This window comes from Sphingobium sp. FG125 (genome assembly GCF_057809795.1).
On sequence record NZ_JBMDKQ010000036.1, the window covers coordinates 1 to 16,707 of the forward strand.

Annotated in this window: 11 protein-coding genes and 1 CRISPR repeat array; of the genes, 2 read left to right on the forward strand and 9 right to left on the reverse strand. The window is 63.1% G+C overall.

Going from position 1 to position 16,707, the window contains the following annotated elements; all coding sequences use genetic code 11:
- The first annotated feature begins 59 nt into the window (after positions 1–59).
- Positions 60–1,074: a CRISPR direct-repeat array (repeat unit 36 nt; unit sequence GTTGCCGCTGGACCGTGATCTCTGAACGGCTATGAT).
- Between the two features lie 70 nt (positions 1,075–1,144).
- The 5 genes from cas2 to ACODSR_RS20280 form a co-directional block, all read right to left on the reverse strand.
- The gene (gene cas2, locus ACODSR_RS20260; RefSeq protein ID WP_489078354.1) at positions 1,145–1,483 is read right to left on the reverse strand and encodes a CRISPR-associated endonuclease Cas2; all 339 of its coding nucleotides are present in this window, start codon (positions 1,481–1,483) and stop codon (positions 1,145–1,147) included.
- Complete coding sequence (gene cas1 / locus ACODSR_RS20265) at positions 1,480–2,403, reverse strand: type II CRISPR-associated endonuclease Cas1 (protein WP_489078356.1); 924 nt, start codon at positions 2,401–2,403, stop codon at positions 1,480–1,482. The genes cas2 and cas1 overlap by 4 nt, the downstream gene beginning before the upstream one ends.
- 25 nt (positions 2,404–2,428) lie before the next feature.
- Entirely contained in the window at positions 2,429–5,710 is a 3,282-nt protein-coding gene (gene cas9 / locus ACODSR_RS20270) for a type II CRISPR RNA-guided endonuclease Cas9 (RefSeq protein ID WP_489078357.1), read from the reverse strand.
- 398 nt (positions 5,711–6,108) lie between these two features.
- Positions 6,109–6,498, reverse strand: a complete 390-nt coding sequence (locus ACODSR_RS20275) for a type II toxin-antitoxin system VapC family toxin (protein WP_489078358.1) — start codon at positions 6,496–6,498, stop codon at positions 6,109–6,111.
- Positions 6,491–6,715: a division/cell wall cluster transcriptional repressor MraZ gene (locus ACODSR_RS20280; protein ID WP_489078359.1), complete on the reverse strand. Its 225-nt coding sequence runs from the start codon at positions 6,713–6,715 to the stop codon at positions 6,491–6,493. Before ACODSR_RS20280 ends, ACODSR_RS20275 begins: the two co-directional genes overlap by 8 nt.
- A gap of 176 nt (positions 6,716–6,891) precedes the next feature.
- Between ACODSR_RS20280 and ACODSR_RS20285 the strand changes: the two genes are divergently transcribed.
- Positions 6,892–7,947: a tyrosine-type recombinase/integrase gene (locus ACODSR_RS20285; RefSeq protein WP_489078361.1), complete on the forward strand. Its 1,056-nt coding sequence runs from the start codon at positions 6,892–6,894 to the stop codon at positions 7,945–7,947.
- On the opposite strand, the gene proA is transcribed toward ACODSR_RS20285, so the two are convergent.
- From proA to ACODSR_RS20305, 4 genes are all read right to left on the reverse strand, one after another.
- On the reverse strand, positions 7,942–14,001 hold the full coding sequence (proA, locus tag ACODSR_RS20290; RefSeq protein WP_489078362.1) for an anti-phage protein ProA: 6,060 nt from the start codon (positions 13,999–14,001) through the stop codon (positions 7,942–7,944). The genes ACODSR_RS20285 and proA overlap by 6 nt on opposite strands.
- A complete protein-coding gene (locus ACODSR_RS20295) occupies positions 13,998–14,234 on the reverse strand; it encodes a hypothetical protein (RefSeq protein ID WP_489078363.1) in 237 nt (78 codons plus the stop codon). Before ACODSR_RS20295 ends, proA begins: the two co-directional genes overlap by 4 nt.
- A gap of 61 nt (positions 14,235–14,295) precedes the next feature.
- Positions 14,296–14,424 (reverse strand): hypothetical protein, encoded by a 129-nt coding sequence (locus ACODSR_RS20300; protein ID WP_489078364.1) that lies wholly within the window; start codon positions 14,422–14,424, stop codon positions 14,296–14,298.
- A gap of 247 nt (positions 14,425–14,671) precedes the next feature.
- The gene (locus ACODSR_RS20305; RefSeq protein ID WP_489078365.1) at positions 14,672–15,241 is read right to left on the reverse strand and encodes a DUF8462 domain-containing protein; all 570 of its coding nucleotides are present in this window, start codon (positions 15,239–15,241) and stop codon (positions 14,672–14,674) included.
- Between the two features lie 65 nt (positions 15,242–15,306).
- Here ACODSR_RS20305 and ACODSR_RS20310 point away from each other — a divergent pair, with 65 nt between their 5' ends.
- Entirely contained in the window at positions 15,307–16,302 is a 996-nt protein-coding gene (locus ACODSR_RS20310) for an NUDIX domain-containing protein (protein ID WP_489078367.1), read from the forward strand.
- Positions 16,303–16,707 lie beyond the last annotated feature (405 nt).

Below are 16,707 nucleotides of genomic sequence, written 5' to 3' on the forward strand. Positions count from 1 at the left end.
CTGGACCGTGATCTCTGAACGGCTATGATGGCGCCGAAATACGGTGCCGGGGTGGCTTCGTTGCCGCTGGACCGTGATCTCTGAACGGCTATGATCTTGGGCCGTTTCAATCTGTCCGCGTGCTTGTTGCCGCTGGACCGTGATCTCTGAACGGCTATGATACCGTGGAAATAGAAGCCGGATCGCCCTCCGTTGCCGCTGGACCGTGATCTCTGAACGGCTATGATGGATATTCGCCGGGCAGCAAATCGTCCTGAGTTGCCGCTGGACCGTGATCTCTGAACGGCTATGATGGCGGAGGCTGCGCCCGGCACGATCTTCAGTTGCCGCTGGACCGTGATCTCTGAACGGCTATGATCTGTGGTGGGCGGCCTCGCACGGCTCACACGTTGCCGCTGGACCGTGATCTCTGAACGGCTATGATGAACTCGTCGAACTTGCCGCGCATGCCGCGGTTGCCGCTGGACCGTGATCTCTGAACGGCTATGATACTGTTATCGGCGCACAATAGAATTGATGTGTTGCCGCTGGACCGTGATCTCTGAACGGCTATGATCTTCATATAATAAAGACCGGGCTTCTTAGGGTTGCCGCTGGACCGTGATCTCTGAACGGCTATGATCGCTATCCGGCACGGCTCAAATCGTGTATCGTTGCCGCTGGACCGTGATCTCTGAACGGCTATGATGTAAGCCGGTTTTATGCTTCTCGGTTACACGTTGCCGCTGGACCGTGATCTCTGAACGGCTATGGACGAAGATGATGGGGGTGGGGCTGGACGCGTTGCCGCTGGACCGTGATCTCTGAACGGCTATGCCAGCCCCTGTACTGCGCCACCCAGCACCAGTTGCCGCTGGACCGTGATCTCTGAACGGCTATGTCGATCTGGATTGGGTGCAGCCGGTCTATCGTTGCCGCTGGACCGTGATCTCTGAACGGCTATGGCCGCTTTGGCGCGCAGGCATTGTGACGACGTTGCCGCTGGACCGTGATCTCTGAACGGCTATGAGGCCCTGTGGACGCCCGCAGGACATCCATGTTGCCGCTGGACCGTGATCTCTGAACGGCTATGGGATGGACTGTTATCTCGTTGAAGGAAAACGAGATAACAGTCCATCCATCGCTAAAAAATGCGCGCGAATCATCAGAATAGCGCAAGCTGGTCGGGGTTTTTCCGTTGCCGCCTGCGCCGCTGTCCTGAAAATCGCACGATATTTTCATATTGTCGGTCCGTGAAGCTGAGGATGTGGACGTCGCCTCGGTCTGGCAGATGCGACTCGACGCGCCGCATATAGGTTTCAAACTGTTCCTTGCCGTTGCAAAAGCGAGCGTAGACCGAAAACTGACTCTTTTCAAAGCCCTCATCGAGCAGGAATTCGCGGAATTTGGTGGCGGCGCGGGCCTGTTCCTTCGTGGTGACGGGCAGGTCGAACATGACGAAAATCCACATCAGCTGATATCCGCTCAATTGAGTCGCGCTCATGTCAGCAGCGCGTCCAGCCCCGCCAGTTCCAGCGCCGATGGCGGCGTCGGCATCACCAGGTCGTTGGCCTGCCCGCTCTGAAAGGCGCGGGCCAGCGACTGGGCGGCGCGGTTCGCTGCGCCCGCCACCGTCGTTGTGCCATCGGCGCCGGGCAGGTCGAGCGCGATCAGTCCGGCAAAGGCGCGCTTGGCCTCTGGCGTCACGGTTTCCATGCCATGGGCAAGCAGACGCAGCGCCAGCGCATCGACCAGCGGACGAAACGGCTCGATCAGGTCATCGGCCAGCGCCATCGCATTGGTGCGGTTGGCATGATGCACGCCGATCGACGGGTGCAGGCCCGATGCGACGACTGCCCGCGCGCACAGGGACCGCAGCACGGTATAGCCATAATTGAGCAGCGCGTTGACGCCATCGGCATCGCGATCGCGGCGAAAATCCTGACCCATCAGCAGCGGCCAGTAGCGCCGCGCCGCCTGCGCCTCGACATTGTCGGGGTCGCCCGATCCCACGCGCCGCGCGAGCAGGTCGAAGGCGCTGGCGGATACCCCGTTCGCCTCCAGCACGGCGGCCTGCCAGCGGATTTTGGCGATGATGATGCGCCGCCACAATTGCTTGGACAGCGGCTTGCCCGCCTCCCATTGCGCGCGCATCCGGGCGTTCTGGGCATGGTGCCCATCGAGCGGCAGGCACACCGCGACCGGCGCATGATTGGTGCCGCACAGCAGCATCACCGCGCCGCGCTGCGCCAGCGCGACGATCAGGTTGGTGGACCAGGTGACGCCATGGGCATGGACGATCACCGCCGCGACATCGTCGAGCGGTACACGGCCCACTTCCGCGCGGTCCTGCGAGACGATGAGGAAGCCGCGCAGGGCGGACAGGTGCCGGCCGTCGGTTTCGATGTCCACGATCCGGTCCATGGCTGTGCGCCCCCTCTGGTTCGGTTCAGCCCGGTTTGCGGGTCTTGCGGCGCGCGGTGCGGGCGGGGAAGCCGGGGTCGAGGACGCGGCCGATTTCATCGATCCGCACCTGACGGGCCTTGGCTTTTTTCAGGCCGCCACAGGTCGGCGCAAAATATTTGAACGGATCCTCGTCCTTCGGTGTCGCATCGCGCTTCTTAAGATCGCCGGACTCCTGCGGCTCCACCAGCGTGATCTGGCCATTCTGGCCAAATTTCACCACCCGCATCAATTTGCGCGCTTCCCCTTCGCGCTCGATTGCCAGCAGGTCATTCTGGTGCAGGCTCAGCACCTTGCGCGCGGTCGGGTTGGCGGCGCGGATGGCCGATGCCCAACCGGGCTGATGCGCGTCGAAGGTGGAGACGACCTCGGCCTGCCACGCGCCGTCCTTCAACTCCCACACATCATAGCGATAGTTGGAATCGCCCTTATAGCCCTTGTAGATACGGCCTTCCCTGTCGCGGATCGGGATGACGGTCAGCGGCTCGACCATGCGCAGGCGGCGGATACGGGGATAAGCGTGCCATTCCCGGTCGCCAAACTCGCTCACAGCCTTTTCAAAGGCCTTGCCCTCCAGTCCGTCAAGATGCTGGTAGAGGGCGGCTTTCAGGTCGGCGTCGCGCACCTTGTCAATGTCGGCCAGCTTCTTGATATTGGTGATCGGCACCCGGCGCACGACGATGCTGTTGCCCTTGGCGTCGGTTTCCCCGGTCAGGCCATAGGCGGTATCATTGTGCAGCCGCCCGGCGGTGGCGTCCTTGCCCTTGGGCAGGCCCGCCTTGGACGCGGTGCCATGGTCGGTGCGATGGCTGACGATGATGGCGTTGACCACGCGGCGCAGGTCATCACGGAATCCGTCCCAGGGTTCTGGAATGATGATCCGTTCGCGCCCCTCCGCGCCTTCCTGACCCGAAGCCTTGGCGATCTGCATCAACAGCTTGCGATCGACGAGCGCGACCACGGCGGCATCGATGGGGTGATGGCGATGGTCCAACCGGTTCTTGGGCTGGTCCGCGCCGCCACCGAAATTATGGTCGGGCAACAGGTCGTTAAGCCCCCATTTGCGCCGCACCATTTCGGTCAGCCGCCCCGGCGACACCCACACATGGCCGCTGCCTTCGCCCTTGTCGGGATAAAGGGTGGACAGATATTCGCGGGCAAGACGGGACAGATATTGGGTATCGACCAGATGGCGGGCGAGGAAGCCCTCCTCACTTTTGAACTTTTCCATCGCGTCCGGCTCGAACCGCCAGCGCTTGTTGCGCGGTAGCTGGGCGGCGCGGGCGGCGATGGCGTCCCATTGGTCGGTGTGACCCCAGGCTTCATAGGGCGACTGTTTGCGCTTCACGCGGTTGGCTTCGCGGGTGCAGACAATCTTGTTGCCGTTGCTGTCATCCAGCGTCGCGGTGAAGGGCAGGATATGATCGACCTCGACCGCGGCGGAAAACAGCATGTCGATGGAAATCTGCTGTCCGCTGTAGATACAGCGTCGGTCCAGCACATTGGCCGGGTTCAGTTCTTCCCACAATTTCAGCAGCGCGCGGTTGGCACCTGAATCGCGCTGGCCGATCGCCAGCAGCTTTTCGGATCGTTTTTCGGCGGCGATGCGGTTGTCGTTATTCTCCTTGTTGCGTTGCTTCTTGTCATCGTCGGTCAGCTTCAATTCGCGCGCCAGTTCGATCGCGATTTCGGCGGGTGGGCCATAGGCGCGGATCAGCGCGTTGACGACGCGGCGCAACTGGTTGAGGCCGATATGCACGGTCGGATTGGTCAGGCGACCGACCCGCATTTCCTCCGGATCGGATGGTTCTCCTGTCCCCGGCATGATGTGTCGTTCCAGCGCGACGCCATAATAAGGCAGGGCGTCATGGATCACGCCGTCGCGAAAATCGCTGTGATGGCCAAGTCCGGCCAGTTCCACCGCCTCGCTATAGACGATCACCCGTCCGTCCTTCTCGCCATCGCGCAGCGCGTCGATCAGCCGACGCGTCGCGGTGTCGCCAAAGCGGCCATAGCCTGCGGGCAGATGCGCGTTCGCCACCGCCTTGGCCTGCTCCGGCGTCAGTTCATAGGTTGCGCCGACCCATGCGCGGAAATCGGCGTCCTCTGTCTCACTCTCGACCGCTTCGAGCCGTTCGATGATGGCCCATTGTTCGTCGGGCGACAGGTGGACCCAGCGATTGCCGAAACGGGTCTTGCCGCCCATCAGCGCGGCGACTTCATCGCCTTTCAGATCGGTGCGATTCTCGCTTTCCTTGTTGAACCGCGCGTCCGGGTCCAGCTTCAAAGTCTTGCGCAGGCTTTCGAAACTGACCTTCGCCTTGTCCTTGAGTTTCAGCAGCAGCACATCGCGCTGTTCATGCGTCAACCGCTGCGCTTTTTCCCCCGCGCGCACGAGCATTAGCGCATTGAGTTCCTCCAGCAACCGCCGCCGCTGGAACAGGGGGTGGGCTTTGGGCAGGCGGCGTTCGCCGGGGATCAGCGTGCAGGTGCCGATCTGTGGCGCGCGCAGCGGACGCTGGTGAAAGACGACCTCGAACAGGCGTTTATAGACGTCCGGGGTCAGCACATCGGGATGATAGGGTGCCTGGGCGTCCCAGATCGCCTCGAACTCATCTCCCAGCAACTTGCGGCTAGGATAGAATTCATAGCCGTCGCCCTTGGCGCCTTCGCCGCTTTCGGGGCGCAGGCGGGTGCGAACACTGGGGATGGCGTTGGGGTCGGTGGCTTCCAGACGGCGCATGTGGAGGAATTCGCCGAAGGTCCGCGCGCCCCGCTCTTTCATCTTCTCTTCGAGCCGACCGACCCCGACGGCGATCTTACCTGCATCGTCATCGGCCTTGCGATCCGCCTTGCGATTGCTCTTGAACCCGCGCCGCTGGTTGATTTGGAACAGCGCACGACCCAGATGATGCAGCGGCAGCGCCTCATCCAGCGCACGGGCGCGCAGTTCGTAGGGGTCGCGTTGTTCCAGCTCTTTGCGCTCCGCCGTATCAGCCGGGAACAGCCCGTCAGCGGTCAGATATTTGAGCAGGGCGCGCTGGCGCTGCTGAAACCGGTCCCGCCGCCGCCGCATCGCCCGCGCATCGCGCCGATCGACGGCGAGCGATGCGCCAGATTTGGGATCGCGGCCATCGCTGAAAATGCGGGAGCCGGCGGCGAGGATGGCGACAGGGTTATTCCTTGAGTCGATCTCGACGGCAAACCATCCCAAAGAATTTGCTCCAAGATCGACACCGAGGCGCCAAGAGCGTCCGTACCTTGTCATTTGAGCAGAACCCCCGTATCACCTCTTTAGAACGAACTGTTGATTGCCTTAACTCTCATATGACGGTCAAGGAGTATTAAATCCATGTTGGGCCTTGACGGCTAAATGGTTTTCAGGGGATGAGGGCGCACGAACAGGAACGGGAGCTTCCAAACCATCCGGTCTTGTCCGTGCGCCAACGGTGGTACCGCCGTTGGCAAACTAGTGACTTTCCAGGACTGAGGCAACTTAACTCCATAGGACGGTCAGTTCCTGTTGGACCGTTCTCTCTTGACCGCACGTTATCGCGTGCTAAATTGAGATTTCAGAGATCGCGGTCTGGCGGCTAACAAGCAGCTAGTTTGCACCAGATAAGGGCGACGCTCCGGCGTCGCCTTTTTTGTGTTATGCCCTCCGGCCTACCGCGCCAGTTCCACCTGAACGCCGACATTCGCCTGCGCCCATGCCGCATCCGTTGTCAGCGCAACCGACCCCTGTTCGGCCGCCAATGCCAGGCAGGCGCGGTCGCCCAGTGACAGACCCAGCGATCGGGTCGCCAGCCGCAGCTTGCCCGCGCGATCCGCCTGGGCAGCATCGAACGCGACGATGGTCAGGTCCAGATCGGCTATGCTCTCGTCAATGGCGGCATCGGGGACGCCGCGTTCCTGCAATTTCGCGACAACTTCGGACAGGTTGACCGCGCTCACACACGCATCGGGCAACCGTACCAGGACATGGTCCGCGCCATCCTCGCCCAGCATCATCGCCAGCAGCGCGGAGGCGTCCAGAACATAGCCGCCATCATTCATCGAGAGCAGCGGCGCGGCGATCGGCGATCAGTTCCTGCGACAGGGGTTTCCCCGGCGACACATGCCGACGCAGGCGCGCCTGCACCCGCGCTACAGCTTCGTGCAATGGCCGCACATGCAGTTCGCCATCCACCACGCGCATGACAACCGCCATGCCATCGGCCAACCCCAGTTGCCGCCGCATGTCGGCAGGCACCTGCAACCGCCCGCCGCTCACCAATTTTCCTGTTCGCGCATTCATCTTGCGCTTTTATCATACAGTTGCGCTTTTTCATACAGATTATTAATATATGTATAAAGATAGTCTGGCAGACGAAAATACTATTAACGATAATGTCCGCTATCACTAGTAAGATTGACGGGCGGGATGGAAGCGCGCCATATCGGTCGGTGATGACCGATGCGCTGATTTTGTTGCCCGGTGGCAGTCCGGTGCCGATTGATCCGGCGGTGGTCGATGCGGCGCGGCGGGCGATGAGTGAGGCGAGCTGGCGGGCGTTGCGCGCGGATATGCGGGTTTTTGCTGACTGGGCGCAGGCGCGGGGCTTTTTGATCCTGCCTGCGCTGCCCGCGACCGTGGCGGCTTTTCTGCGGGATCAGGCGGAGGCGGGCAAGAAAGCGGCCACGCTGGCGCGCTATACCAGCAGCATCGCGCGGCTCCACGCCCTCGCCGACCAGCCCGACCCGACCCGCGCCGAACGGGTGCGGCTCGAACTCAAGGCGCAGCGCCGCGCGCTGGGCGTGCGCCAGACACAGGCGCGGGGTTTGCGCTTTCGCGGCGATGTCGCCGATCCGCTGGTGGCTGCCGGTCCGGTCGGTGTCTGCGTCGAGGCGATGCTGGCCGCCGCGCCCGACGACGTGCCGGGCCAGCGGGACCGGGCGCTGCTGTCCCTCGACTTCGACTCCGGCCTGCGCCGATCGGAAATCGTCGCGACGCACTGGGCGCATGTCGAGCGCGGTGCAGCGGGCGGCGGGCGGCTGTTCGTGCCGCGCTCCAAGTCGGACCAGGAGGGCGCGGGTGCCTATGCCTATCTGTCGGCCCGCACCATGACGGCGCTGGCGGCGTGGGGCGAGGCTGGTCGCGGGCGCGAAGGGCCGATCTTCCGTCGCCTGCATCGCGCCGCTACGCGCAAGGGTGATATTGTGTGGACCGTCGGCGCGGGGCTGACCGGGCAGTCGGTCACGGTAGTTTATCGCGCGATGCTGGATCGGGCACGGGCGGCGGGGATGCTGGCGATAATGGCGGAGGCCGAATATCAGGGCTGGCGCGCGGCACTGACTGCCCATTCCACCCGCGTCGGCCTGACCCAGGACCTGTTCGCCAATGGCCAGGATCTGGCCGGGATCATGCACGCGCTGCGCTGGAAAAGTCCCGCGCAACCCGCGCGCTATGCGCAGGCGCTGAGCGTGGAGGCCAATGCGGCGGCGAAGGTGGTGGGGCGATTATAGCGGCTGGTCCGGTCCCTCCCGTCCCATCGCCAGTTCGATCCGCGACCGCGCGGTGACGCTCAGCCTGCGCACACCGAACAGGCGCGCAATATCCACCGGGACATCCTGCGCGATGCTGGCACGGGCGGCGGCGCGCAATTCGGGCAGCGCGATTTCCTCGATCTGGCGGATGTCATCGTCGGTCGCGGGCAGGCGATAGCTTTGCCACAGTTGGGGCGCGTCCTCATCTGCCCAGACAAAGCCGTCGCGGACATGGTAATGGCGCGCCGCCAGCGCCATGACCCGTTCGCGGATGATGCGCCCCGCCTTTTTGAACCCGTGCGCCCGCGCGATCCGCTGGACCAGCAGCATATCGGCAATGGGGGCTTCATGGGTGAGGACATGCCCGATCAGGGCGATCAGGGTTGCGGCATAATCCGGCTCGTAAAAGGCCGCCGGGTCGATCACGGAGTGGTGGATGGTGAAACCCGCGCGGCGATAGCGCCCGTCATCGACCGGCAATGCCGACACTGAGCTGGACATATGTGCGAGCATGACCGGCTGATCGACACTATCCGGCGCATCCGGTTGCGTCGCTACCGCCACCGGTGCTGCCAGCGCGTCCGCCTCGGCGCTGGCGCGGGACTCTGCCAGCAGGGCGTCGATCGCCTGATGCAGCCGGTCCGCCGCGCCCTGCCGGTCGATCCACCAGTCGGTCGACCAGAGCCGCAGCAGGTTCCAGCCCAGCCCTTTGAGGATAGCGGCGCGCACCTTGTCCCGGTCCCGCGCCGTGGCGGCGCTGTGATAGGTCGCGCCATCGCACTCGACGCCGACCAGATAGTCGCCGGGCCGGTCGGGATGGACGATCCCCAGATCGATGCGAAAGCGCGAGACGCCGATCTGCGGCACCACGGTCCAGCCGCGTCGCGACAATTCGGCCGCCACCGCTTCCTCGAACGGTGAATCATAGCCGCCGACCGACCCCTTGATCGCTTCGGCCAGGGCGCGCGGGCCGCGATCGGCAAATTCGATGAAATGTTTAAGGTCGGCGACGGCGCGCGCGCTGGTGCGGTTGAGGTCGATCATGCCCGGATCGAAGGAGGTGAAGATCAGCATTTCCTCCCGCGCCCGCGTTACCGCGACATTGAGCCGCCGCCAGCCGCCCTGTTTGTTGAGCGCACCGAACGACATCGACATAGTGCCCGCGCCCTGTTCGGTCGGGCCAAAACCGATGCCCAGCAGGATGAGGTCGCGCTCGTCGCCCTGCACCGTCTCCAGATTTTTGACCACCACCGGTTCGGTCAGTTCCTCGCCAAAGAAACGCTCAATCGCGGGGTTCTTCTGCCGCGCCTTGTCCAGCAGATCCTCGACCAGCTTCTGCTGGTCGGCGTTCAGGGTGATGAGCGCCAATGTCCTGCCCGCCGCGACAAAGGCAGGATCGGTCAGCCGTTTGACCGCCTCATCGACCATCGCTTGCGCCTCGACCGTGTTGGTGCGCCCCTTGCCGCGCGCATAAAGGCCATCGACGCGCCGCCACTCGACCGCGCTGGCGCGGGTGACGGCGGCGGGGAAAGTGACGAGACCGCTTTCATAATAGCGGTGGTTGGAAAAGGCGATCAGGCTCTCGTGCCGGCTGCGATAATGCCAGCTGAGCGAATGCATCGCGACACCGGCGGCCAGGCATTCGTCGAGGATGCTTTCCATATCCTCTTCGGTTTCGCCGTCGCCATCGGTTGCGCCGGGCGCGCGCTGGAAGAAGTTGGTCGGCGGCATCTGGCGCGGGTCGCCCGCGATCACGACCTGTTTGCCGCGCGCCATCGCACCGATCGCATCCCATGGCGCGATCTGCGATGCCTCATCGAAGATCACAAGATCGAACAAGGCCTGATCGGCGGGCAGATATTGCGCGATCGAGAGCGGACTCATCAACATGCAGGGGGCCAGCCGGGTGAAGGCGTCACCCATTTCGGTCGCCAGTTGCCGGATCGGCTTGTGTCGCTGTTTGAGCTGGAGCTGATGCTTGAGAATGGCATAGCCATCGCCCCGGCCAACCTCCTCCTTGGCAGGAATCTGCCCGCAAAGCTGTGCGCGAATATAGCGCACGGCCAGTTCCGACAGGCGATCATCCACCCGCCGAAACGATGCAATGTCATCCATATGCACGGTGGAGGCAAACTGGTTGAGCAGCGGCTCCTCATCGATCCGTTGTGCCGCAAACCAGCGCGCATAGCCGGTTTCAAAACCGTCCATACTGTCCGCAGGCGCGATCGTGCCGCTTTCCAGCGCGCTCACGAGCGGCAGGAGACCCGCGCCGGTCGCTTCGCTGCGGGCGCGCTGCCACCCGGTCCAGGCGTTGAGGCGCGGCACGTTGGCGATGATGGCGGTGGCCACGGCGCGCAGATCGGCATGGGCAAGGCCGGTGGCGATCTCGCCTGCATCCTCGAACGATCGGCTGACCGCCCGATATTCGTCCAGCGCCTGCGCGAAGCGCGTCTGCGCCCGCGCAATCGCGCCCTCCGGCCCGATCAGGTCGTTGGCGTCCACAACCAGCCGCATGATCGCGCCGCGCAGCGCGATCAGATGATCGGGGTCGGTCGCATGGGCATTGATGGTGGCGCGCAATGTCTGGGCGAGGGCGCATTCCGCTTCGACCGTGTCGCCGTCACTGGCCAGCCCATGCCATGACGCAAGGTCGGTCAGGCGGGGCGCGAGAGCGTCAATCCGGGTCAGCAGGTCGGCCATCGTCGCCAGCCGGGGCAGGTCGGTTTGCGGATCGACCACGCCGCCAGCCCCGCCCGCCAGCGCCAGGGCGCGCGCGACCTTGCGCTGCGCCAGCGTGGCGAGGAACCAGAATTTCTGGCCCGCTGCCTGCCAGCTTTCCTGCATGGCGGTAATGTCGATCCGCCGCGCCGCTTCGGGCGCATAGGGCGCGGACAATTCCCTCTCCGCCGTGCGATACTGCGTCAGCAGCGTCACGGCTTCGCGGGCGGCTGCGATACGATCCGTCATATCGGGCAGGAAGGCGAGGCGCATGTCGCGGCCATGGGTCGATCGCACAATGGTCACGACATGGTCGATCACCGCCCAGTCATCGGCGGTGTCACCGGGCAGCGGCAAACCGGTCGCCTGCAACAACGTGTCGCGCGCTTCGAGCAGGCGGTCGATGGCGGGCTGCAACGCGTGGGCGGCAGCGACGATGCCGTCCTGCCACTGGTTCGACCATGAACTGCGCTGAACCGGGGCCAGGCTGTCGGGCAGGCCCGCAACCTCCGCCCGCGCCAGCCCCAGGCGGCGGGCGATGTCGCGGAAGCGCACCATGTCGGTTTCATCATGCCGGGCGTCGGCAGCGAAGTGGATGCGCGGCGTGGCTTGCGTTCCGTCGCGCACCACCCGGCCAATCGCCTGATGCACGCTCAGCCCATTGGCTTCGCGCCGGTGCAGCAGCGTGACCACGGCGTTCAGCCCGTCGCGCAGCCGCTTGGCCTCCATCGCCTCGCGCCGCCATTCGTCCGCGCTCATCGTTTCGCGGGTCGTCCAGGCGCGGTCGAGATGCTTGATGACGTCCGATTTGGTCGCCTTGGCCGAATGGAGTTCCAGGCAGAAGTCGCCCAGCCCCTTTTCCGCCAGGCGGCGCTGCACCACGTCCAGCGCCGCCATTTTTTCCGCCACGAACAGCACCCGGCGACCGAGCGCCAGATTATGCGCGATCATATTGGCGATGGTCTGCGACTTGCCGGTGCCCGGTGGTCCGTCGAGGACGAAATTATGACCCCGCGCGGAGGCGACGACGGCGGCCAGTTGCGAACTGTCCGCTGGCAATGGCGTGAATAGGGCAACCGGATCGACCGTGACGTCCAGCGTATCGGCGCGCGGGAAGGGATCGCCCGTCGCAATGCCGCTGCCGTCCCGTTCGATCAGATGGCGCACGACCGGGCTTTGCTTGAGCAGGTCGGCGCGATCGACCATATCCTTCCACATCAGATATTTGGCGAAGGAGAAGGTGCCGATCACCACGTCCGGCACAACCTCAAACCCCGGAATGTCGCGCACGGCACGGCGCACCATGGTCCAGATGCCCGCCACGTCGATGCCGCTTTCATCGGTCGGCAGCGGCCCTTCCAGCCCCGATATGGTCAACTCGAAGTCCTGCCGCAACAGCTCGATCAGGGTCAGGTTGAAGCGCGGATCATCCTCATGATGGGTCATCACCACGCCGGACAGGGCGCTCTTGCGCTCCAGCTGGACTGGCACCAGGATCAGCGGCGCGCGATAGCTGCGTTCATCGTCCGGCTTCTTCTTCCATTTCAGGAAGCCCAGCGCGAGAAACAACGTGTTCGCCCCACCCTCCGCCAGATCGCTGCGGGCCTTGCGATACAGGTCGATCAGCGCGCTATCGACCTTGTCCCGGTCGGTCAACGACACGACTTCGTTGCGATCGAGCGCCGCTGACGCCACCTGCTCGCGCAGATTTTCGCGTGTCTGCGCCTCATAGAGCTTCTCGTCCCGGCCACCGGGGGCAAGGTCGGGCATCGGCACGATGCGGATCCGACGCCCACCTGCCAGCCGATCCTCCAGCAAGCCCGGATCGGGGCAGGCGAGCCGCACCATCTTGCCGCCATCGGGGACATGGAGCAGGCGATTGCTGGTCGTCAGGTTCAGCAATTTGCGCTGCCACAGCAGGATGCGATCGGTAACGGCGTCGCTTTCCTGCGTGATGTCGACATCGAACCCGGGAAGGAGCGGCGCAGCTTCCAGCGCTTCGGCGACCAGGGGGGCGGCATCCGTGGCTTCATGACGCGCCGCCGCGCCCGTGACGCCCAGAGGCCGGATCTTCTGCATCCGCGCGCGCCGGATATCCACGGCCAGCTCGAACGGATCGGGCGCATCCTCCGCGATCAGGCGCAGTGCTGTTTTTTCGGCGACGGCAAAGCCGGGCGGATGGGCCTGCGTCGCCAGCGTGGTTTCAAAGACGAGGAGGTCTTTAAGGTCGATGCGGCGGCGCAGGGCGGCGGCTTCATCGGTGACCAGGGCTGAAAATTCGACCGGTTGCAGCCACAGGCCGGTAAAGGCATGGCCGCGCGTGATGATGATCAGCGGATTGAGACCGGCCTGCTCCAGCGCCGCTGCAAAAAGCAATGCGGTATCGAGGCAGGTTGCCACCTGGCCCTCCACTATCGCGCCAGGGGTGCGGACTTTCTGCCCCGCCGCCTCGAAACTGGCGGGCGGCAGGGCATAGGACAGGCGCAGGCCGCACACCGCCGCCCAGATGGCGGACGCCAGTTCCCACACCCGGCTGCGCGAACCGGCGGCATAGCCATCGATGCCGTCCGCGCGCCCTGCCCGGCGCAGCACGTCGGACGCGGCCTTCAATATCCGGTCGACCGCAGGATCATTGGGCATGACGAAGGCAGGCAGCAATTCGGCCATGCCCCCGACACCGCCCCATTGATTGCGTGCCAGCAGTTCGACCGGGTGATGGGAATCCGCCAGCAACTGCCCGTCGCGCTCCAGCCGCAACGTCACCGTCCCCGACAGGCTTTCGGTCAGGTCCCCCAGAAAACCCGCATCCAGCTTGATATCGCGATCGGTGACATGCAGCGTGGTTTCGCGCGACAGCCGGTCCAGTCGCCACGTCCGGGGTACCAGAAAAGGCGGATCGGCGGTCAGGGTCAGGGTCAGATCGTGCAGGTCATCCTCACCCACGCCCTCCCCCACATGGGCCACTTCCAGTTCGCGCACGATCGGCACGGCATTTTGATGCGAGGCAAAGCCGATCTTGTCCGCGACAACCGCGGTGATAGTGATCGCCATCGGCGCAGCCTCCCTCAAGCTATGGACATTGATGTTGGTGGATAAGGCCAGTTCGGGCAGAATGATCGACCCGTCCGGTCCGGCAAGAGCAAGGCTTTTGAGCAAGGCGCGAACATGGTCTGCCGTGCGTCGGGCATGCATCGTCTTGCGATGGCCCAGTTCCGCCAGCACCAGATGCAGTTCGGCGGCATCGGCGCTGTTGCGCGCGACCATCTGCTCCAGTTCCGTCGCCGTCTTGTAAAAGAGCGGGCGGCCCTGGCTCATTTCAGGTCGATCGCGCTTTCGACCGCCTCGATGGCTGACTTCACGTCATCCAGCGTTGCCCCGCCAACGCCGGCAACACCGCCAGCGATGCGATCCCCTATGTCGTCAATGGCGACGCTCATCTTGTAGACATTATGGTCGGTAAACTCGAGAAAATCGCTGCGCAGACCGCGCAGTTCCTCCACGATCATTTCCAGAAGATCAATGATCCGGTCACCCTGCGCATCATTCATCTTCCTTTGCCCCCAATGCTGCTAACGCATGACAATGACGCAATGACCTTCTACTGCCAAGTCAGTTAAGCTCCGTTTCCAATGAAGCGATATTGCGCAATTGTTGTGCGACAGTCTCTGGCTCGCCTACATCGAGCGTCGCTGTTGTCAGGAAGCTGCGGTCAATCAAAATCGCAATTTCCCGGCTCATCCCGTCGCTCCCACCTGTCGTAGAAACGCAAAAGCCCCAAGATGTGGGTAGCGCTCTGGATAGTCGAGCGAACCTAGCATCAAGGGGCGGATGTAGGGATTAGATAGTATGCGATTTCCTACCATGCAATTTAAATGATCACGGTCCAGCGGCAACGGGGCGAATTGAGGATGGGCGAGGTAAAGGAGGCTGGTCATCGGGGTATCAGCCCCCACGCTGGGAATAGGCGTAAAAGCACGGCAAAAGGTCAGATGTCCGGCATCACCCGGCGCATGAAGGCATCAAACAGCGGCACGGTGAATGCCGTGTCACCATGGGCGGGGCTGTAGAGCATCCCCTTGGCGATCAGGCTGTTGCGGGTGGGAGCGACGCTGGACACCTTGACACCCAGCGCGTCGGCGACGTCGCCTGACCGGTGCGGTCCGGGGCCAATCCCCGCCATGGCGCGCAGATAGCGCTTCTCCGCCGGGGTCAGCCGGTCGAAACGGACGCGAAAGAAGCTGGCGTCCAGTTCGGCGAGCGCGCTGCGGGTCGCGGCCTCTATGTCATCGGCGGTGATGGGCGATGCGTCCGCCGCGTCCCAGCCATGCTTGCCCCATTCCTGCAGGAAATAGGGATAGCCCTGCGTCTGCGCGACGATTGCGTCCAGCGCGTCGTCGTCGATGCGCTCCTCCTCCCGCTCCACGGGCAGGCGGATGGCGTTACGCGCGGCGGCTTCATCCAGCGGGCCAACGCTGACAAATTCGAACAGGCGTTCGGCATAGGATTTGGCCCGGCCCATCTGGCCCAGCAATTGCGGCAGGTCCGCCGCCAGCATGGTGATGGGCAGTTGCTTCTGCGCTGCGCACTGATGAGCGCGGCAAGCTGTTCCTCCGGCACATATTGCAGTTCGTCGATGACCAGAATGACGGCGCTCGCCCGCTCCTTCGCGGCCTCGCCCACCGCGACGATCAGGTCGGCCAGATCTGCTTCAAGGTCGCCGCTGTCCGCAAGCCCCGGCTCGGCGTCAAAATCCAGTGCGACTTCCAGATTGTCATATTTGACCTTCAGTTTGGCAAAGCCCGCCAGCGCCGCCAGTGCCCGCCTGACGCCCGCCGACGCCTGCTTCATCCGGTCGAGCCGCAACAGTGCGGCGCGCAGCGCATGCCGGGCAGCGACCGGTTTTCCGGCCCGCCGACATCATCGCTTGGTCATGCTGGAGACGAGCGCACCAAGCCGCCGCTCGGCACGCTCATATCAAATCCAAAATGCAACTGTAATGCTAGCAAAAGAGGGAGATTTTGCATCATCTGTTTGTGCGTCCCCTCAGCCAGAGTTGGCAAAATTATAATTCTGTTTAATAGAAATTTCGGTCCAAAAATAATGCGGTTTCAAATGAGTGACGAAAATTTTCTTTCGGAAGAGCGCTTTACGGCTGCCGTTGACGCACTTCCGCTCGTCTCGATCGACCTGTGCCTGACCAACTCTGCCAATCAGTTGTTGATGGGGCAACGTTTTAACCCGCCAGCTAAGGGTTATTGGTTCACGTTAGGGGGGCGAGTGCGAAAAGGCGAAAGCCAACACGACACCTTCAGAAGGCTGATGAAGCAGGAAGCGGGGATCGATAGCGTGGGTTTCGAACGGGCGCGTCTCATGGGCATCTGGGACCATTTCTACGACGATAGCCGTTTCTGCACATCGACCAGCACCCATTATGTTAACATACCATATTGGGTCGAATTGGCGGATCATGAAGCTGCAGCGGTTATCGCTGGCGATCAGCATAGCGCTTGGCGATGGATCGATTGTGTGGCTGATCAGGCAACAGACATGATTCATCCCTACGCGCGTGCCTATGTCAATTGGATTAATCGATGCCGTAGGGATGTGGCAGGTTGAGATCGACTGAGGCGGGAATATCCCCAGCAATCAGTTGAACTGGATGCCGAATGGGCCAACGTCTCAAGCCAAAATAGTTGGAGCGCTGACCCCCGGAATGATGATGGAAATGAGATCCGAGCGGCCTGGCTCAGCCATCATGGGAGGAACAGCCATGGAGCGTTATGCCGGTATCGATTTCCCTCCGAAAGAAGGTAGCGTGTAGACCGTAGACCCGATAAGATGGTAGCCTGGGCCAATGTAGGCAGCGCGTGTGAAGGCCTTGTGGGCATTTTTCACGAACTGGGTTTCTTGCGTCGCATTTGTCATCGGTCGTGCAATTCTCCGCAAATGGGGGCTTTGAAAATTCCCTAGTTGTTTAGTCGCGGCATTTGATGGTGCGGGTTGATTATGAACCTTTCGGGC